Origin of the sequence: Geodermatophilus sp. DSM 45219, from assembly GCF_900104025.1 — a bacterium.
Lineage (GTDB): Bacteria > Actinomycetota > Actinomycetes > Mycobacteriales > Geodermatophilaceae > Geodermatophilus.
Window position 1 is genome coordinate 43,747 of sequence record NZ_FNIQ01000004.1, and the last position, 18,727, is coordinate 62,473.

At 74.7% G+C, this 18,727-nt stretch carries 17 protein-coding genes and 1 tRNA gene; 12 read left to right on the forward strand and 6 right to left on the reverse strand.

Annotated elements, in window-relative coordinates; translation table 11 throughout:
- Nucleotides 1–11 precede the first annotated feature (11 nt).
- The 3 genes from BLR12_RS13140 (at nucleotide 12) to BLR12_RS13150 (ending at nucleotide 1,957) form a co-directional block, all read left to right on the forward strand.
- Nucleotides 12–461, forward strand: coding sequence for a hypothetical protein (locus tag BLR12_RS13140; RefSeq protein ID WP_255363478.1), 450 nt, complete (start codon nucleotides 12–14; stop codon nucleotides 459–461).
- Nucleotides 462–524: 63 nt separating this feature from the next.
- Nucleotides 525–1,610 (forward strand): WD40/YVTN/BNR-like repeat-containing protein, encoded by a 1,086-nt coding sequence (locus BLR12_RS13145; protein WP_091378750.1) that lies wholly within the window; start codon nucleotides 525–527, stop codon nucleotides 1,608–1,610.
- On the forward strand, nucleotides 1,607–1,957 hold the full coding sequence (locus BLR12_RS13150; RefSeq protein WP_255363480.1) for a ubiquitin-like small modifier protein 1: 351 nt from the start codon (nucleotides 1,607–1,609) through the stop codon (nucleotides 1,955–1,957). The genes BLR12_RS13145 and BLR12_RS13150 overlap by 4 nt, the downstream gene beginning before the upstream one ends.
- Nucleotides 1,958–2,039: 82 nt before the next feature.
- Here BLR12_RS13150 and BLR12_RS13155 read toward each other — a convergent pair whose 3' ends face one another.
- Nucleotides 2,040–2,285: a hypothetical protein gene (locus BLR12_RS13155; protein ID WP_091378755.1), complete on the reverse strand. Its 246-nt coding sequence runs from the start codon at nucleotides 2,283–2,285 to the stop codon at nucleotides 2,040–2,042.
- Between the two features lie 164 nt (nucleotides 2,286–2,449).
- Here BLR12_RS13155 and BLR12_RS24860 point away from each other — a divergent pair, with 164 nt between their 5' ends.
- Nucleotides 2,450–3,766: a methyl-accepting chemotaxis protein gene (locus BLR12_RS24860; RefSeq protein ID WP_255363481.1), complete on the forward strand. Its 1,317-nt coding sequence runs from the start codon at nucleotides 2,450–2,452 to the stop codon at nucleotides 3,764–3,766.
- 74 nt (nucleotides 3,767–3,840) lie between these two features.
- On the opposite strand, the gene BLR12_RS13165 is transcribed toward BLR12_RS24860, so the two are convergent.
- The 3 genes from BLR12_RS13165 to orn all read right to left on the reverse strand — a co-directional run bounded on the left by BLR12_RS13165 (nucleotide 3,841) and on the right by orn (nucleotide 6,555).
- Nucleotides 3,841–5,457 (reverse strand): peptide chain release factor 3, encoded by a 1,617-nt coding sequence (locus BLR12_RS13165; RefSeq protein WP_091378759.1) that lies wholly within the window; start codon nucleotides 5,455–5,457, stop codon nucleotides 3,841–3,843.
- A gap of 285 nt (nucleotides 5,458–5,742) precedes the next feature.
- Nucleotides 5,743–5,818: transfer RNA gene (locus BLR12_RS13170), tRNA-His, on the reverse strand.
- Between the two features lie 68 nt (nucleotides 5,819–5,886).
- On the reverse strand, nucleotides 5,887–6,555 hold the full coding sequence (orn, locus tag BLR12_RS13175) for an oligoribonuclease (RefSeq protein ID WP_091378762.1): 669 nt from the start codon (nucleotides 6,553–6,555) through the stop codon (nucleotides 5,887–5,889).
- A gap of 147 nt (nucleotides 6,556–6,702) precedes the next feature.
- Between orn and BLR12_RS13180 the strand changes: the two genes are divergently transcribed.
- Together BLR12_RS13180 and BLR12_RS13185 are read left to right on the forward strand one after the other, a co-directional pair.
- A complete protein-coding gene (locus tag BLR12_RS13180; RefSeq protein WP_091378764.1) occupies nucleotides 6,703–7,902 on the forward strand; it encodes a hypothetical protein in 1,200 nt (399 codons plus the stop codon).
- Between the two features lie 106 nt (nucleotides 7,903–8,008).
- Complete coding sequence (locus tag BLR12_RS13185; protein ID WP_091378766.1) at nucleotides 8,009–9,790, forward strand: hypothetical protein; 1,782 nt, start codon at nucleotides 8,009–8,011, stop codon at nucleotides 9,788–9,790.
- A 107-nt stretch (nucleotides 9,791–9,897) separates the two neighbouring features.
- On the opposite strand, the gene BLR12_RS13190 is transcribed toward BLR12_RS13185, so the two are convergent.
- Entirely contained in the window at nucleotides 9,898–10,494 is a 597-nt protein-coding gene (locus tag BLR12_RS13190; protein ID WP_091378770.1) for an SACE_7040 family transcriptional regulator, read from the reverse strand.
- 57 nt (nucleotides 10,495–10,551) lie between these two features.
- Between BLR12_RS13190 and BLR12_RS13195 the strand changes: the two genes are divergently transcribed.
- A complete protein-coding gene (locus BLR12_RS13195) occupies nucleotides 10,552–12,165 on the forward strand; it encodes a carboxyl transferase domain-containing protein (RefSeq protein ID WP_091378772.1) in 1,614 nt (537 codons plus the stop codon).
- Nucleotides 12,166–12,202: 37 nt separating this feature from the next.
- Here BLR12_RS13195 and BLR12_RS13200 read toward each other — a convergent pair whose 3' ends face one another.
- A complete protein-coding gene (locus tag BLR12_RS13200; RefSeq protein WP_091378774.1) occupies nucleotides 12,203–12,727 on the reverse strand; it encodes a ferritin in 525 nt (174 codons plus the stop codon).
- 98 nt (nucleotides 12,728–12,825) lie between these two features.
- Here BLR12_RS13200 and BLR12_RS13205 point away from each other — a divergent pair, with 98 nt between their 5' ends.
- The 5 genes from BLR12_RS13205 to BLR12_RS13225 all read left to right on the forward strand — a co-directional run bounded on the left by BLR12_RS13205 (nucleotide 12,826) and on the right by BLR12_RS13225 (nucleotide 18,708).
- Nucleotides 12,826–13,011: a hypothetical protein gene (locus BLR12_RS13205; RefSeq protein WP_091378777.1), complete on the forward strand. Its 186-nt coding sequence runs from the start codon at nucleotides 12,826–12,828 to the stop codon at nucleotides 13,009–13,011.
- A gap of 28 nt (nucleotides 13,012–13,039) precedes the next feature.
- Nucleotides 13,040–15,034, forward strand: coding sequence for an ATP-binding protein (locus BLR12_RS13210; protein WP_091378779.1), 1,995 nt, complete (start codon nucleotides 13,040–13,042; stop codon nucleotides 15,032–15,034).
- A gap of 4 nt (nucleotides 15,035–15,038) precedes the next feature.
- Entirely contained in the window at nucleotides 15,039–16,193 is a 1,155-nt protein-coding gene (locus tag BLR12_RS13215; RefSeq protein WP_091378782.1) for an acyl-CoA dehydrogenase family protein, read from the forward strand.
- A 174-nt stretch (nucleotides 16,194–16,367) separates the two neighbouring features.
- Nucleotides 16,368–17,027, forward strand: a complete 660-nt coding sequence (locus tag BLR12_RS13220; RefSeq protein ID WP_176832499.1) for a GntR family transcriptional regulator — start codon at nucleotides 16,368–16,370, stop codon at nucleotides 17,025–17,027.
- 256 nt (nucleotides 17,028–17,283) lie between these two features.
- The gene (locus BLR12_RS13225; protein ID WP_091378783.1) at nucleotides 17,284–18,708 is read left to right on the forward strand and encodes an MFS transporter; all 1,425 of its coding nucleotides are present in this window, start codon (nucleotides 17,284–17,286) and stop codon (nucleotides 18,706–18,708) included.
- Nucleotides 18,709–18,727 lie beyond the last annotated feature (19 nt).

The following is an 18,727-nucleotide window of genomic DNA, read 5'->3' on the forward strand; positions in this document are numbered from 1 at the left end:
AGGAGAGTGCCGTGGACACCTGGGTGATCGTGCTGATCGTCGTCGTCGTGGTCGCGCTGCTCGTGGCGCTGGCGCTGGCCATGGCCAAGCGCAACCGCATCAACGGCGCCCGCAAGCGGGAGCAGGCGCGCGAGCACCTGCGCGAGGCGCAGCTGCGGGGCGTGCAGGCCGAGAAGGAGCAGGCGCTCGCCGAGGAGCAGGCGGCCCGGGCCCGGCGCGAGCGCGCCGAGGTCGAGGAGCGCACCCGGCTCGCCGAGCAGGAGGCGCGGGAGCGGGCGGCCACGGCGAAGGAGCACGCGTCGGCGGCCGAGCAGCTGCGCGCGAAGGCCGAGAAGCTCGCCCCGGGCCTGGCCGACCAGCCCGGCCGGCGCGCCGACCGGGACGGCGACGGTCACCCCGACGGCAGGGGCCCCGGGGTGCCTGGTCCCGACCAGTCGACCGGCGGCGCCACCCGCCGCTGAGTTCCCACCCCCCGGGCGGTCTGACCTCCGGGGGCGACCCACGCCCCGACCTGGAGGGGCGCCATGACCGACCTGCTCGCCATCGGCACGCGCAAGGGACTGTGGCTGGCCCGCAGTGACGACGGCCGCCGCACCTGGACGCTGGGCGAGCCGCACCTGCTCGCCCAGGAGGTCGCGGCGGTCTCGATCGACACCCGGGGTCCCGCACCGCGGGTGCTCGCCGGCATCCAGTACGGGCACTGGGGCCCGACGGTGATGCGGTCCGACGACCTCGGCGCGAGCTGGCAGGAGACCGAGGCCGGCGCCATCCGCTTCCCCGGGGACACCGGCGCTGCGCTGGCCCGCGTCTGGCAGCTGCGCCCGGACAGCGCCGACCGCCCCGGCGTCGTGTGGGCCGGGTGCGAGCCGCACTCGCTGTGGCGCAGCACCGACGGCGGTGCCACCTTCGACCTGGTCCGCGGACTGTGGGACCACCCGCACCGGCCGACCTGGGAGCCCGGTGGCGGGGGAGGGGCAGTGCACACCGTGCTCCCCGACCCGGCCTCGGACCGGGTGACGATCGCCATGAGCACCGGCGGGGTCTACGTCAGCGAGGACCGCGGCACCAGCTGGACGCCGCGCAACTCCGGCATCAGCGCCGTCTTCCTGCCCGAGCCCCCGCCCGAGTACGGCCAGTGCGTGCACAAGGTCGCCGTGGACGCGGCCGGCCCCGACCGGATGTACGCGCAGAACCACTTCGGCGTCTTCCGCACCGACGACGCCGGCAAGGCGTGGACGTCGATAGCCGAGGGACTGCCCGCCGACTTCGGCTTCCCGGTCGTCGCCTCGCCGGCCACCCCCGGCACCGCCTGGGTGGTGCCGCTGGTCGCGGACATGCAGCGCGTGCCGCCGGAGGGCCGGCTGCGGGTGCACCGCACGCGCGACGCCGGGGAGACCTGGACCGAGCTCGGCACCGGCCTGCCCGACCGGTTCTGGGCCGCCGTGATGCGCGACGGGTCCTGCGCCGACGAGGGCGACCCGACCGGGCTCTACGTCGGCACCCGCGACGGCTGCGTCTACGCGAGCGCGGACGAGGGCGAGACCTTCACCCTGGTCGCCGACCACCTGCCCGACGTGCTGGTGGTCCGGGCCGCGCGGATCGGCTCGTGAGCGAGCTCGCGCACGGGCGCAACGAGGCCACGAGCGCGGCCGACGAGCGCCGGAGAGGAGGGCGCATGAGCGTCGAGGTGGTGCTGCCGGGTGTCCTGGCCGACCTCGCCGGCGGCACCCGGCACCTGGAGGTCGAGCCCGGTGGCGGCACGCTCGGCGACCTGCTGGACACGCTGGCCGCCGTCCACCCGGCGCTGGCCCGCCGGATCCGCGACGAGGCCGGCGCGCTGCGGCGCTTCGTGAACGTCTACGTGGACGGCGACGACGTCCGGTACGCCGGCGGCCTGGCCGCCCCGGTGCCCGAGGGGGCCGTCGTCCAGGTGCTGCCCTCGGTGGCCGGCGGGTGAGCGGACAGGGGCGTGCGCACCGCAGCGAGCGCCGGCGAGCGACGAGCGGAGGGCTCCGCGGGAGCGAGCGGGCGCTGCTGGGTCACAGGGCGGCCAGCGCGGCGCACTCGGCGCACAGCTGGGAGCTGTCGTACTCCTCCGGCGGCCAGACGATCTGCTCGTCGACGGCGACGTAGGCGCCGCACAGCGCCTTGCGGCTGCGCCCGTTCACCTTCCCGATGGTCGCGTGGGCGGGGCCGATCTGGCGCGGGACCAGTCCCTCGGCGCTGCCCACCGAGCCGACCATCACGACGGCGTGAGCGGTCCCGTAGGAGTAGGCGAGAGTCATGGGTCCAGGGTCGCCAGCCGGGGCGGCGGCGGGCGGCAGGGCGCAGGTGCGTGTCCGGTGCACGCGCCCCACCCGTCCCGCCCGTCGCGGAGGCGTGCCCCCGTGGGCGGATCGGGTACCGGTTCGGACTCAAGACGGGCAGGTCGGCGGCCGAAGTGGCGTCCGTGACCAACTCCGTGGACGACGCCACCCGGAGCGGGGTCTGGGCGGCAGTGCCGCGCGGTACCCGGCTCGACGCCCGCAGCTTCTCGGCCCGCCACCGCGTGACGACCGGCGTGCTCGCCGCCCACCTGCCGGTGCTCGCCGTCCTCGGCCTCGTGCGCGGGGTGGGCGGGTGGATGCTGTGGGGCCAGCTCGCCGCCATCGCCGTCCTGGTGGTGCTGGGACTGGGACTGCGCGGCCAGGTGGCCCGGGCGAGCGCCGTCGGCCTCGGCCTGATGGTCGGCGCCGACGTCCTGGTCCACGTGGGTGGCGGGCTCACCGACCTGCACATCTGGTTCTACGTGCTGCTCCCGCTGGTGGCGCTCTACCAGATGTGGACGCCGTTCCTGATCGCCGTGGGCTTCGTGGCGGTGCACCACGCCGTCACCGGCATCTGGCTGCCCGAGTCGGTGTTCTCCGAGCACGCCCATCACGACCCGCTCGCGTTCGTCGCGCTGCACGCCGTGTTCGTGCTGGTCGAGGCGACGTTCCTGGCCTACGGCTGGAAGTTCGTCGAGGAGGCCGACCGGGAGCGCCGCGCGCAGCGCCGGCTGGCCGGCGAGCAGCAGGCCGCCCAGGCCCGCGCAGAGCTGGAGCTGGCCGAGGAGCGGGCCCGCACGGCCGACGACGCCGCCCGGCAGGCCCAGGAGCAGCAGGACCGCGCCGCCCGGCTGGAGTGCCACCTCGCCGGCCTCGTCGACGCGGGCCGGCGGCTGGACGACAACGTCGCCACCGCCACCGAGGTGATGCAGGGGCTGCGCGCGGCGATCGGCGAGATCGCCGCCGCGGCCAGCGGCGCGAGCACCACCGCGAAGCAGGCGAGCGCGCAGTCGCGCACCGGCGCCGAGACCGTCGACCGGCTGGCCGGCACCATGGCCGAGATCGACCAGATCGCCGGCAGCATCTCCGCCATCGCCGACCAGACCAACCTGCTGGCGCTCAACGCCACCATCGAGTCCGCCCGCGCCGGCGAGGCGGGCAAGGGCTTCGCCGTCGTCGCCGGGGAGGTCAAGGACCTCGCCACCGAGACCGCCCGGGCCACCGAGCGGATCCGCTCCGTCGTCGACGCCGTGCGCCAGGAGGTCGAGACCGCCGGCGCCGCCCTGGGCGGGGTCGAGGAGGTCATCCGCGGCGTCGTGGACGCGCAGAGCACCATCGCCGCCGCCGTCGAGGAGCAGAGCGCGGCGACCGCGCAGGCGCAGGAGGCGATCACCGGCGCCTCGCGCGAGGCCGCGTCGATGGCCGCGGACCTGCAGCGGATCGTCGCCGGCGGGCACTGAGCCGGCCGGGCCGTGCCGGGGCCGCTGACGGCAGGGGTGGCGGTGTGCGGGTCTCCGGGTCGGGACGCCCGTCGTCAGCCGAGCTGGGCGGCGACCAGCGGTTCCAGGGTGAGGTCCGGCTTGCCCTCCCGGAGCACGCGCAGCACCCACTTCGTGGTGAACAGGGCGAGGAGCTCGCCGTCGGAACGGCGCAGCACCTCGGTGCCGCTGCTGGCCGTGATGCGCGCGACGGAGGCCTCGTCGGTGCGCACAGCGAGGCTGTAGGGGAGCGGCTCGAGGTGCACCGGTGCACCGAACTCCTGCTCCATGCGGTGGCTGGCCACCTCGAACTGCATCGGGCCCACCACGGCGAACACCGGCGCCTGGTCACCGCGCCGATCGGACCGCAGCACCTGGACGACGCCCTCGGACTCCAGTTGCTCGATCCCGCGGCGGAACTGCTTGTGCCTGGCCGTCTCGATGCTGCGGACGACGGCGAAGTGCTCGGGGGCGAAGGTCGTCAGCGGCGGGAAGCTGACCGGCCGCTCGGTGAAGAGGGTGTCGCCGACGTGCAGCGCCGAGGCGTTGACCAACCCGACGACGTCACCGGGGAACGCCACGTCGATGCTCTCCCGCTCCCGGCCGAAGACCTGCTGGGCGTACTTGGTGGCGAACGGCCGGCCGGTGGCGTCGTGGGTGACCACCATGCCGCGCTCGAAGACCCCGGAGCAGATGCGGATGTAGGCGAGCCGGTCGCGGTGGGCGGCGTCCATGCCCGACTGCACCTTGAACACGAACCCGCTGAACGGCGCGTCGACCGGGCGCACCGCCCCGTCGGCGTCGGGCCGGCCGGCGGGTGCCGGTGCCAGGTCGACCAGCACGTCGAGCAGCGTGCCGACGCCGAAGTTGGAGACCGCCGAGGCGAAGAGCACCGGTGTGGTGACGCCGGAGAGGAACAGCTCCTGGTCGTGCTCGCCGGCGGTCGCGGCCAGCAGGTCGACCTCCTCCTGCGCCTGGGCCCAGGCGTCGGGCTCGGATGCGGCGGCCTCGGCCGCGGAGAGCTGTTCCTCCGGGGCCACCGTGGCGCCGCCGGCGGTCCGCGTGAAGCGCCGGTAGCTGCCGTCGCGCCGGTCCAGGACGCCGCGGAAGTCGCCGGCGATGCCCACCGGCCAGGTCAGCGCGGTCGGTGTCAGGCCGGTGCGCTCGACGACCTCGTCCATGAGCGCCAGGGCGTCCTTGCCCGGGCGGTCCCACTTGTTGACCACGGTGATCACCGGGATGCCCCGGTGCCGGCAGACCGCGAACAGCTTCATGGTCTGCGCCTCGAGGCCCTTGGCGGCGTCGATGAGCATGACCGCGGCGTCGACCGCGGTGAGCACCCGGTAGGTGTCCTCGGAGAAGTCGGCGTGCCCCGGGGTGTCGAGCAGGTTGACCACGGCGTCGCGGTAGGCGAACTGCAGCGCCGCCGACGTGATCGAGATGCCGCGGGCGCGCTCCATGTCCATCCAGTCCGACACCGTCCCGCGCCGCCCCGCCTTGCCGTGCACCGCACCGGCCTGGCCGATGACGCGGGCGTGCAGGGCCAGCGCCTCGGTCAGCGTGGACTTCCCGGCGTCGGGGTGGCTGATCACGGCGAAGGTGCGCCGCCGGGCGGCCTCGGCCACCACGTCGGTGGAGGTCGCCTCGGGTCGGCTCGCGCTCGGGGCGGTCATGAGTGGGTCTCCCTCGTGTCGTGCAGGCGCTGCTCGTGCCGGCGGAGGTTCTCGGCGGGCCCGGCGGTCGTCCACCGCGGCCACGCGCGGTCGGCCGGCCCGGGGTCCGCCGCTCCAGCGGCTCCCGCCGCACGGGTCGGTGGCGTGCGGCGGTCGCCCAGTCGGTCCGGCAGCAGGAGGACGTCCCCGCATCCCCCTCCAGGGTGGCGGGGGGTGGCGTGCCCCCGTGCCACCCCGGGAGAGGACGAGGCCCCGGTCAGTCGCCTGACCGGGGCCTCGTCTCCGTGGGGTGAGTGACGGGGCTCGAACCCGCGACACCCAGGATCACAACCTGGTGCTCTACCAGCTGAGCTACACCCACCACGTCTCCCGGACGCACCGCAGGGGAGCGGGTCGTCCGGGAACCGGCGTCAACGATACCGGAGGCGCTCAACCGTCCGACGCGGCCCGTCCGGGCGGCGCGACGTCCTCCCCGGCGAGCAGGCCGGCGAAGGTGCCGGCGACCCGGGTGGCGGCCGCCTGCGCCTGCGACTGCGACGGCCCGGGGGCGTCGACGAACAGCGTCTGCCGGTAGTAGGCCAGCTCGCGCACCGACTCGATGATGTCGGCCAGGGCGCGGTGGGCCAGGCCCTTCTGCGGCTGGGCGAAGTAGACCCGGGGGAACCAGCGGCGGGCCAGCTCCTTGACGGAGGAGACGTCGATCATCCGGTAGTGCAGGTGGTCGTCGAGCTCGGGCATGTCGCGGGCGAGGAAGCCGCGGTCGGTGCCGATCGAGTTGCCGCACAGCGGCGCCGTGCGCCGCTCGGGCACGAACCGCTTCACGTAGGCCAGCACCTGCTGCTCGGCCTCGGCGACGGTGAGCGTCGAGGCCCGCACCGCCTCGGTGAGCCCCGACTTCGCGTGCATCTCGGTGACGACGTCGGCCATGTCCTCCAGGTCGGCGTCCTCGGCGGAGATCACCAGGTCCAGCCCGGGGTCCAGGACGTTCAGCTCGGAGTCGGTGACGAGCACCGCGACCTCGATGAGCTTGTCCCGGGTCAGGTCCAGCCCGGTCATCTCGCAGTCGATCCAGACCAGGTGTCCCGCGCTGTCCGCCACGAGCGCCGACCCTACGTCCCACCCACCCCGGCCGCCCGCAGCCCAGGCGGTACCGCATCCGCCACTCCGGTGCCACTCGGAGGCCGGGGGAGCGGCGCTCGCGCGGCTACGCTCCGCCGCGACCACGCCGAGCCCAGGAGTCCGCCCGTGCCACCAGCACCCGTCGCGCCCGGCCGGCCGGTCCCGCCGGCCCCCGGCTCCGCGACCGCCGCGCTGCGCCGTCCCGTCGAGACGCTGCGGTGGCTGTGGCCCACCTACGTCACCCCCGGACGTCCCGGGCGGCCGACGACCCAGCAGGAGCTGCGGTGGCTCTACGCCGCCTGGCTCGGCGCCTTCGGGCTCAAGATGGTCGGCTCCTCGTGGGACGTCTCCTGGCACTTCCGCTGGCTGCGCGACGACCTGGCCCCGCCGCACCTGCTCAACTCCGCCGGCACGGTCGTCGTCGTCGCGCTGGTGCTCTTCCACGGCTACACCGGCTACGGCGTCGACCGGCGCGCGCTGCGGCTGATGCAGGCCGGCACCGCGGTCTTCCTCGTCGCCATCCCGGTCGACCTGGTCAACCACCGTGTCAACGGCCTGGACATCACCAGCTGGAGCCCCAGCCACGCGCTGCTCTACCTGGGGACGGCGGTCATGCTCGCCGGGGCGCTGCGCGGCTGGTGGCTGTACGCCGCGCCGGGCCGGGTGCGGGACGCCGTCGCGCTGGGCCTGTGGCTGTTCTTCGTGGAGAACGCCGTCTTCCCCAACCAGCACCAGGAGTACGGCGTCCTCTCGCTGCGCGACCACCTGGCCGGCCGGACGACGGCCGAGCAGCAGCTGCTCGACTTCGTCGCCGCCCAGGGGCAGACGCCCACGACGTTCATGCTGCCCGTGCCGGCCTGGGTGCACCCGGCCTGGCTGCTGTGCGCGGGGCTGCTGTCCCTCCTCGTCGCCCGCCGGGTGACCGGCCTGCGCTGGGCCGCCACCACGGTCGCGGCCGGCTACCTGGCCTACCGCGCGGTCGCGTGGCTGGGTCTGGTGGCGATGGACTTCCCGCCCTCGGTCCTGCCGCTGGCCCTGCTGGCCGGCGCGGTCGCCGTGGACGTCGCGGTGTCCCGGGGTCTGCCCGGCTGGGCGGCCGGCACGCTGGTCGCCGGCGTCACCTACCTGGCCGGCGCGCTGCTGGCGGCGGTCGGTGCGCTCCCGCCGTGGGACTGGCGGCCCGCCGTCGTGCTGGCCACCGTGGCCGGGTCCACGCTGCTGTGCGGAGCGCTCGACGCCGTCGTCCGCAGCCGGTCGCTGGCCGCCTGGCTGGCCCCGCTGGAGGACGACCACGGGTCCGTCGCCCTCGGCGCGCCGACCCGCTGAACGTCCGGGACCGGCCCGTCACATGACGTAGCGTCGGGCCGAGCCCGTCGGCGGAACGGCGCTCCGCCGCTCGACCGCCCCCTGCCACCCCGCCCCGGAGGACGACGTGCTTCCCCTCACCCCCACGCCGCTGCAGACGGCGGGGGAGCGTGCGCTGTTCGCCGAACTGGCCCGCTGGGACACCGGCGGGGCGGTCCGGGGCGCGGTCGTCGCCTCCCTCCCGGTCGTCGACGGGCCGGTGGGCCGGCGGCTGGCCGACGCCGTGCTCTTCGTGCCCGAGGGGCTGGCCGTCGTCCGGGTCGCCGAGGTGGTCCGGCAGCGGGGCGTGGTCACCGCGCTGCCCGAGGGCTCCTGGACGATCGGGCCCGAGGCCGGCCGGCCCGGCGAGGTGCTGCAGCTGTCCGGCGGCGGGTCCACGCCCCTCGACGGGCTCATGCGCGCCGGCATGGACGCCGCCGTGCGGCTGCGCCGCGCGGGCCTGGAGCCCGGCCGGATCGCCCGCCTGACCGTGCTGGTCGGCGACCTCACCGGCCTGGTCCCGGCCGATGGCGACCTGGGCGAGGGTGACCAGGTCGCGCTGCTCGAGCCGCGCTCGCTGCTGCTCGGCATCTCCCGCGCCGCCCGGTACAGCGGGGTCGCCAACCCCCGGCTCTGGACGACGGCCGACGTGCGCGCCGCCCTGGACGCCCTCGAGCTCGACGGCCGGACGCCGACCACCCAGGAGCTCAACGGCGAGGGCTTCCCCTACTCGCCCTACGTGCTGCGCACCCCGGAGCTGCTCGCCCCCGCCGCGATGGCGGCCGCGGCGCACCAGGCCGCACCCCACCCGGCCGTGCCGCAGCAGGCGGTCGCGCTGCCCTCCACGGTGCCGGCGCCGCACCAGCCGGCCCCGCACACCGCCCCGCCCGAGCCGATGCGCCCGCTGGTGGACCCCGCTGCGGCCGCCGCGGTGGCGGCCGCGGCCATCCGGGCCGACGAGGAGGCCGCCCGCGCGGCCGCGCCTGCCCACGGGAGCGCGCAGGACCTCGCCGTCCCGGCGCACGCCGCCCCGTCGCCGCCCGCCGCGCCGCAGACCCTGGTCGGGCCGACGGTGGGCGTGCGCGGGAAGACCGGCGGCATCGGCGGGCTGTTCGCCGACGACCGGCCGGCCGCCGAGCCGGTCCCCGTCGCGACCGTGGCCGCGCCCGGGCCGGTGGCTGCCGGTGCGACCGCTGCCCGGCCGCCCGGCGTCCCCCTCGTCGGGCCGCGCCGGCGCCGGCGGTCCCCCCGGCGGACCGCGGTGCTCGTCGCGGCGGCGCTGCTGCTCGTCGTCCTCCTCGGGGTCGGCCTCACCACGCTGTTCGGTGGGGACGGCGAGGCGGACGCCGGCATCTCGCCCTCGGTCGCTGGGGAGACCGCGGCCCCGGCCGCCGGGCCGCAGCCGGGGGACAGCGAGACGGTCGACGGGCTGACCTTCGTCGCCCAGCGCGTGCAGACCGACCCGACCTGCGTCGGCAACTCCTACGGCGCGGTGGCCGACTTCTTCGCCGGCAGCGACTGCGCGGGTCTCGCCCGGGCGCTGTACTCGACCGACGTCGGCGGCCGGCCGGTCGTCGTGTCGGTCTCGGTGGCCGACATGGGGGACGCCGAGGGGGCGCGGGCGCTGCGCGCGCTGGCCGACCAGAACGGCAGCGGCAACGTCAGCGACCTGCTGCGCGAGGGCGTCCGCTACCCGGGCGGCCCGGAGTCGCTCTCCGGCGCGGAGTACGCCAGCGCGGTCGACGGCAGCACCGTGAGCATCGTGGAGACCGCCTGGGCCGGCCCGGGGGCGGGCGGGTCGAGTGCCGACCTGGACGTCGTCGCCGCCACCGCGCTGGTGCTGCCCATGCCGGAGCCGGCCGCCGGTTGAGCCGGCGCTGCAACGATCAGCTGAGCTCACCTCCCCGGCTCCTGGCTCAGCACCCAACGTGAGCCAGGACCGTGGACGATCAGCTCACCTGATCATCGACGGGCGCCTCAGGGGGTCGTGGCGGCGGACTCGGCCATCGCGGCGAGCAGCGCGGCCATCCGGCGGCGCGGCAGCCGGCCGGCGCTGTGCGGCGTGGAGTTGACCAGCCCGAAGACGGCGTGGGCGCGGGCCCGGTTGGTCGCGGCGTCCGACTCGGTGTGCACCCGGCCCAGCACCTCGACCCACACCTCGACGTAGCGGCGCTGCAGCCGGCGCACCTGGGCGGCGTCGTCGTCGGCCAGCGAGCCGAGGTCGCGGTCGTGCACGGTGATGAGCGCGGGGTTGTCCAGCGCGAAGTCGACCTGGAACGCGATCAGCGTGCGCAACTGGGCCAGCGGGTCCTCCCCGGCGGCGGCCACCCGGGCGGTGCCGCCCTCCAGCAGCCGCTCGCTGATGCGCAGCAGCATCTCGGCGAGCATCGCGTCCTTGCTGGCGAAGTGCCGGTAGATCGCCGGCCCGGTCACCCCGACGGCCGCGCCGACGTCGTCCACCCCCACGGCCCGCGAACCGCGCTCGGCGAACAGCTGGGCCGCGGCCCGCAGGATCTGCTCGCGGCGCGACGGGCGGGCCGCGTCCGAGTGCAGCGCGGTGTTGGCGTCCGTCACGGCCGGGATGTTAACGCTCGTTGACCCCGTGCGTGAACCCTCGTTAACATCCCGGCCGTGGACGCCCCCGTGCTGGCCGGCAGGCCGACGACCGACGCCGGAGCCGCCGCGCGCAACGCCGAGGCGCACACCGCGCTCGCCGCCGACCTGGCCGCGCAGCTGCGCCGGGTGGCCGACGGGGGCGGTGAGCGGGCGCGTGAGCGGCACACCGGGCGGGGCAAGCTGCTGCCGCGGGAGCGGGTCGACGCGCTGCTCGACCCCGGCAGCCCGTTCCTGGAGCTCTCGCCGCTGGCCGCGCACGGCATGTACGGCGGCGAGGCGCCGGCGGCCGGGATCATCACCGGCATCGGCCGGGTGGCCGGGCGGGAGTGCGTGGTGGTGGCCAACGACGCCACCGTCAAGGGCGGCACCTACTACCCGATGACGGTGAAGAAGCACCTGCGCGCGCAGGAGGTGGCGCTGCACAACCGGCTGCCCTGCGTGTACCTGGTCGACTCCGGCGGCGCCTTCCTGCCGATGCAGGACGAGGTCTTCCCCGACCGCGAGCACTTCGGCCGGATCTTCTACAACCAGGCCACGATGTCCAAGGCCGGCATCGCGCAGGTCGCCGCCGTCCTCGGGTCGTGCACCGCCGGCGGTGCCTACGTGCCGGCGATGAGCGACGAGGCGGTCATCGTCCGCGAGCAGGGCACGATCTTCCTCGGCGGCCCGCCGCTGGTGAAGGCCGCGACCGGTGAGGTGGTGACCGCCGAGGAGCTCGGCGGCGGCGACCTGCACAGCCGGGCCAGCGGGGTCACCGACCACCTGGCCGAGGACGACGCGCACGCGCTGCAGCTGGTCCGCCAGATCGTCGGCACCCTCGGCCCGCGCGGACCCCGGCCGTGGGACGTCGAACCGGCCTGCGAGCCGCTGTTCGACCCCGCCTCCGTCTACGAGGTGGTGCCGCCCGACCCGCGCACGCCCTACGACGTCCGCGAGGTCGTCGCCCGGCTGGTCGACGGCAGCCGGTTCGCCGAGTTCAAGCCGCTCTACGGGCAGACGCTGGTCACCGGCTTCGCCCGGCTGCACGGCCACCCGGTCGGCATCGTCGCCAACAACGGCGTGCTGTTCGCCGAGTCCGCGCTCAAGGGCGCGCACTTCATCGAGCTGTGCGACCGGCGCAGCATCCCGCTGCTGTTCCTGCAGAACATCTCCGGCTTCATGGTCGGCCGCGACTACGAGGCCGGCGGCATCGCCAAGCACGGCGCCAAGATGGTCACCGCCGTCGCCTGCGCCCGGGTGCCCAAGCTGACCGTGGTCATCGGCGGCTCGTTCGGCGCCGGGAACTACTCGATGTGCGGCCGGGCCTACTCGCCCCGCTTCCTGTTCACCTGGCCCAACGCGCGCATCTCGGTGATGGGCGGGGAGCAGGCGGCCTCGGTGCTGGCCCAGGTGCGCCGCGACGGCCTGGAGGCCCGCGGCCAGGAGTGGCCGGCCGAGGAGGAGGAGGCGTTCAAGGCGCCGATCCGCGAGCAGTACGAGTCCCAGGGCCACCCGTACTACGCCACCGCCCGGCTGTGGGACGACGGCGTGATCGACCCCGCCGACACCCGCACGGTCCTCGGCCTGACCCTGTCCGCCTGCGCCAACGCCCCGCTGGAGGAGGTCGGCTATGGCGTCTTCCGGATGTGACCGCCTTTATCGCGATATCGGCGGTACGGCGGGCCGCTCAGGCCCCCGCGACCGGTGGTGCGGTGGGGTCGGCGGCCTCGGCGGTGACCTCGCGGAGCACGTAGTCCTCGATCGTCTCGAGGTCGTGGGTGGAGCGCTTCACGATGGTGAGCAGGTCGCTCATCTTGCTGACCTCCTCGATCTGCTCCTTGATGAACCACTGCATGAACTGGTCGGAGGCGAAGTCGTTCTCCCGCCGGGCGACGCCGATCAGCGCGTTGATCTGCTCGGTGACGCGCTTCTCCTGCTCCAGCGCGAGCGCGACCGGGGCGACGACGTCGGCGAACTCGTTGACCGGCGCGGGGATGCCCGGGATGCGGACGGGCGCGTCGGAGTCCAGCAGGTAGCGGACCATCATCATGGCGTGCTCGCGCTCCTCGAGCGCCTGGTCGAAGAAGAGTTGCGCCGTCCGGGGCATGGTGAGCTCGTCGAAGTAGACGGCGCACGCCACGTACTGCTGGTGGGCGGCGTACTCGTTGCCGATCTGCGTGTTGAGCAGCTCGACGAAGGCGGGGGCGGCCATCGGGTCTCCCGGGCGTGTGAGGTGGCGTTGATGGCACGGTATCCGCTGACCCGCCGGTGGCCGTGGACCGGCCGGGAAGGGAAGGCTAACCTCACCGTGTGGGGAAGTCCGGGCGGATGCCCAAGAAGAAGTGCTGTCAGGACAGGCCGCGGTGCAAGCGGTGCCCGCTGCGGGCCCTCGCGGAGGGGACGCTCCCGGCCGGGTACACCGTCAAGAAGCGCCGCCTGGTCAAGGTGGGCAAGGCCGACCAGGTCCTCGCGAAGAGCACCCGCAAGGCGGCCTGAGCCCACCCCCGGTCGGGGGTGCTGAGCGGTGTTCGAGACCGTCCTCGTCGCCAACCGCGGCGAGATCGCCGTCCGGGTCGTCCGCACCCTGCGCGCCATGGGCATCCGCTCGGTCGCCGTGCACAGCGAGGCGGACGCCGGGGCGCGGCACGTCCGCGAGGCCGACGTCGCCGTCCCGATCGGCCCGGCACCCGCGGCGCAGAGCTACCTGTCGATCGACCGGGTGCTCGACGCGGCGGTCCGCACCGGCGCCCAGGCGGTGCACCCGGGCTACGGCTTCCTGTCCGAGAACGTGGAGTTCGCCCGCGCCTGCGAGAAGGCCGGCGTCGTCTTCATCGGCCCGCCGGTCGCCGCGATCGAGGCGATGGGCGACAAGATCCGCGCCAAGCGGACCGTGATGGCCGCCGGTGTCCCCGTCGTCCCCGGGCGGACCGAGCCGGGCATGTCGGACGACGAGGTCGCGGCCGCCGCCGTCGAGGCCGGCTTCCCGGTGCTGCTCAAGCCCAGCGCGGGCGGGGGCGGCAAGGGCATGCGGGTGGTGCGGTCGGAGGGCGAGCTGGCCGGCCAGATCGCGGCCGCCCGCCGGGAGGCCCGCGGCTCCTTCGGCGACGACACGCTGCTGGTGGAGCGGTACATCGGGTCCGCCCGGCACATCGAGGTCCAGGTCTTCGGCGACGCCCACGGCACCGTCGTCCACCTGGGCGAGCGGGAGTGCAGCCTGCAGCGCCGGCACCAGAAGGTGATCGAGGAGGCGCCGTCCCCGCTGCTGGACGACGCCCAGCGCGCCGCCATGGGCGCGGCCGCGGTCGAGGCCGCCCGCGCGGTCGGCTACACCGGCGCGGGCACGGTGGAGTTCATCGTCGACGCCCACCGGCCGAGCGACTTCTTCTTCCTCGAGATGAACACCCGGCTGCAGGTCGAGCACCCGGTCACCGAGATGGTCACCGGCCTGGACCTGGTCGAGCTGCAGCTGCGGGTCGCCGCGGGGGAGCGGCTGCCGCTGACCCAGGACGACGTCCGCCTGTCCGGGCACGCCATCGAGGCGCGGCTCTACGCGGAGGACCCGGCCCGCGGCTTCCTGCCGCAGACCGGCACCGTGCTCGGCCTGCGCGAGCCGGCCGGGGCGGGCGTCCGCCTCGACAGCTCGCTGGCCGTCGGCTCCGTCGTGGGCACCGACTACGACCCGATGCTGGCCAAGGTGGTGGCGCACGGCGCGGACCGGGAGACTGCGCGCGCCCGGCTGGTCGGCGCGCTCGGGCACACCGCCGTCCTCGGGGTGCCGACCAACACCGCCTTCCTGCGGGCCCTGCTCACCGACCCCGACGTGGTCGCCGGGCGGCTGGACACCGGCCTCATCGAGCGGCGCGGCGAGGCGCTGACCGCAGCCGAGCCGGTGCCGCCGGCGGTGTACGCGGCCGCCGCGCTGTACGAGCTGCTGGAGGCCGAGCCGGCCGGTCCGGTGGTCGACCGGTGGGACGTCCCCGACGGCTGGCGGGTGGGCGAGCCGGCCTGGACGGTGCGCCGGCTGCAGGCCGCCGGCGGCGAGCCGGTGACGGTGCGGGTGCGCGGCCGGTCGGCGTCGGCGGAGGTGTGCGTGGGGGACGGCGCTGCGGCGTCCGCATCCGCGACCCGGGACGGCGACGAACTGACCGTCACCCTCGACGGCGTCACCTCCCGGTACGCCGTCGTCCACGCCGGCGGGCAGGTCTGGCTGGCCGCCGACGGGAGGGTGACCGCGCTGCGCGAGCACGAGCGGCTGCACGCGGCGGCCGAGGGCGCGGCCGGCGACGGCGTGGTGACCGCGCCCATGCCCGGGACGGTGACGCTGGTGCAGGCCGCGGTGGGCGACCGGGTGGAGGCGGGGACCCCGCTGCTGGTCGTCGAGGCGATGAAGATGGAGCACGTGCTGACCGCACCCCTCGGCGGGACGGTCACCGAGCTCGGCGTGACGGCCGGCCACCAGGTCCGGCTGGACGAGCGGGTGGCCGTGGTGACCCCACCGGCCGCCGACGAGGAGGGGTGACCGAGTGCTGGACTACCGGCTCGACGAGGAGACCGAGGCGCTGCGCAAGGTCGTGCGCGAGTTCGCGCAGGACGTGATCGCACCGCAGATCGGCGCGTTCTACGAGGCCGACGAGTTCCCGACCGCGATCGTGCGGCAGATGGGGGAGCTCGGGCTGTTCGGCCTGCCCTTCCCCGAGGAGTACGGCGGGTCGGGCGGCACCTACTTCACCCTCTGCGTGGCGCTGGAGGAGCTGGCCCGGGTCGACTCGTCGGTGGCGATCACGCTGGAGGCCGGCGTCTCGCTGGGGGCCATGCCGATCTACCGGTTCGGCACCGAGGAGCAGAAGCAGCAGTGGCTGCCGCGGCTGTGCGGCGGCGAGGCGCTGGCCGCGTTCGGGCTGACCGAGGCCGGCGGCGGGTCGGACGCCGGCGCCACCCGCACCACGGCGCGGCTGGAGGACGGGCACTGGGTGGTCAACGGGTCCAAGGCGTTCATCACCAACTCCGGCACCGACCTGACCGAACTGGTCACCGTCACCGCGGTCACCGGCACTCGGCCGGACGGCGGCAAGGAGATCTCCGCGATCGCCATCCCGTCGGGGACGCCGGGCTTCAGCGTCGGCAAGCGGTACTCGAAGGTCGGCTGGAACGCCTCGGACACCCGGGAGCTGTCCTTCAGCGACTGCCGGGTGCCGGCGGAGAACCTGGTGGGGGAGCGCGGCCGCGGCTACGCGCAGTTCCTGTCCATCCTCGGCGAGGGCCGGATCGCGATCTCCGCGCTGGCCGTCGGGCTGGCGCAGGGCTGCGTCGACGAGTCGGTCAAGTACGCGGCGCAGCGCGAGGCGTTCGGCCAGCCGATCGGCCGCAACCAGGCGATCCAGTTCATGATCGCCGACATGGAGGTGCGGGCCTCCACCGCGCGGCTGGCCTACTACCGGGCCGCGGAGAAGATGCTGCGCGGCGAGCCCTACGGGCGCGAGGCCTCCATCGCCAAGCTCTACAGCTCCGAGGTCGCGATGGACAACGCCCGCTACGCCACCCAGGTGCACGGCGGCTACGGCTTCATGAACGAGTTCCCGGTGGGCCGCTTCTACCGCGACGCGAAGATCCTGGAGATCGGCGAGGGCACCAGCGAGGTGCAGCGGATGCTCATCGCCCGCGACCTCGGCGTGGGCTGAGGCCGCTCCTCCCGCCCGGCGAGATCGCCGGTCTCGCACGCACCCGGCCCGTCGAGCGTGCGAGACCGGCGATCGGGCCGCTCCTGCGGTGGGCCTCTGCCACGCCCACCCGCTCCTGTCGACAGTCGACCTGCCGACACCGCGGCTAGAGTGACCTCGACGAGGAGGTGCACCGTGAGCGTCGAATCACTGTCCGCACTGGACCGCAGCACGCTGCGGGAGCGCGCTCTCGAGGCACTGCGATCGGCCGTCCTCTCCGGCCGGTACCGGCCCGGGGACCACCTGGGCGAGGTGGAGCTGGCCGGTTCGCTGGGGGTCAGCCGGGGCACCGTGCGTGAGGCCCTGCGGCACCTCCAGCAGGAGGGCCTGGTCACCGCCGGCAACCGCGGGATGCTGCGGGTCAACAGCCTCACCTCCACCGAGGTCCACGAGCTCTTCCGGGTGCGTGCCGCCCTGGAGGGGCTGGCCGTGCGGGAACTCGTCGCCTCGCCACGGCGTGAGGCAGCGGCGGGTGCCCTGCGGACGGCACTGGAGCGGCTCTCCGACGAGGACGAGCCCGCGGCGCGCATCGAGGCCGACCTGGCCTTCCACCTGCTGCTGTGCCAGCTGTCGGGCAACTCGATGCTCGTCGAGGCCTGGCGGCGGCTCGAGGGCCGGATGCGGGTCGCGATCCTGAACGGCTCGGACTGGCAGGCGCCGATGATGGCCCGCGACCGGCACGCCCCGATCGTCGACGCGATCGAGCGCGGGGACGCCGACGCGGCCGTGCGGGTCGTCGACGAGCACATGACCGCCGCCGCGCAGCACTTCGCCGAGGCCACCGAGTCCGCCTGACGTAGGGCCCTCCTGCCCCCCCACCGCTCGCACGTTCGCGGCGGGACGCTGCAGGAGGGCCGCCCGTCCTCGCCATCCCCTCGCACGCCCGGGGCGGTCCCCTGGAGGGGGCTGCCGGTGCCTCAACCTGCGCGGATGCACCCGCCGAGAAGTGACCCTTGACACCGTGACCCGCGCCACCCACTCTAGTCGCCAGTTGACTGTTAACAGTCGACGGACAACGGGGATCCGACGCACCCCCTCACTGGAGGTCACCATGACCGAGCGGCATCCACCCCTCCGTGATCCACACCTCGAGGAAGTCGCTGCCTGGCACCCGATCGAGGGCACCCCGACCAAGAAGAAGGTCGCGATCGGGTGCTCCGTCGGGGCGACGATCGAGACCTACGACTTCATCGGCTTCGGCATCGCCGCGGCGCTGTACTTCAACACCGCCTTCTTCCCCGCGAACGACCCGCTGTCGGGCACGCTGCTGTCCTTCGCCACGCTGGGCATCGGATTCGCGGTGCGCCCGCTCGGCGGGATCATCGGCGGCTACCTCGGCGACAAGATCGGCCGCAAGCCCGTCCTCGTCGGCTCCCTGCTGCTCATGGGCATCGCGACGGTGCTCATCGGCCTCCTGCCCACCTACCAGCAGGTCGGCGTCTGGGCCGGGGTCCTGCTGGTGATCGTGCGGGTCGTGCAGGGGCTCGCGTTCGGCGCCGAGTGGGGCGGGGCGATCCTCATGTGCTTCGAGCACGCCCCGTGGCGGAAGAAGGGTCTCTACACCGGCATCACGCAGGCCGGCTTCCCGGTCGGGCTGCTGCTGGCCAACCTGGCCTTCCTGGTCAGCGTCCCGCTGGGCGGCTCGTGGGCGTGGCGGGTGCCGTTCCTGCTGTCGGCCGTGCTGATCGTCGTGGGCATCGTGATCCGGCTCAAGGTCGAGGAGTCGCCCGAGTTCGAGGAGCTCAAGGAGGAGGGCGAGCTCTCGAAGAACCCGCTCCTCGAGGTGCTCCGCGACGACTGGCGCAACATCCTGCGCGCCTTCTGCCTGCGGATCACCGAGACCGCCGGCTACGCGGTGTCGGTCACGTTCATGCTGTCCTACGTCGCTGCGGAGGGGCTGGCCGACCGGTCGGTCACCCTCACCGCGACGATGATCGCCGCCGGTATCGGCATCTTCGCCACCACCTACTGGGGCGCGCTCACCGACCGCGTCGGACGACGCCCGGTGTACCTGCTGGGCACCGCGCTGCACCTGCTGTGGGGCATCCCGCTGTTCCTGGTGGTCAACACCGGCGCCGCCGTGGCGATCGTCATCGCGTTCGTCATCAGCTACGCGGTCCTGCAGAACTCGCTGGCCGGGGTGCAGGGCGCCTGGTTCTCCGAGCTGTTCGCGGCCAAGACCCGCACCACGGGTGCCTCCCTGGCCTACCAGATGTCGGCCGTGGTCTCCGGGTTCACCCCGCTGATCACCACCGCGCTCTACGCGGGGTACGGCTGGATCGGCCCGGCGCTGCTGTTCAGCGGCTACGGCCTCCTGGGCCTGGTCGCCGCCTCGGTGACCAGGGAGACCTGGGGCCGGGTCGAGCGGGAAGAGGTCGCCGAGCTCGAGCGCACCCTCGCCGCCGGAGCCACCGTCCCCACCCCCCGCCCCGGGACGCACGAGCACCGGCCGACGGCCGACTCGGCGACCGACTGACCCCCGAAGGAGGAACGAG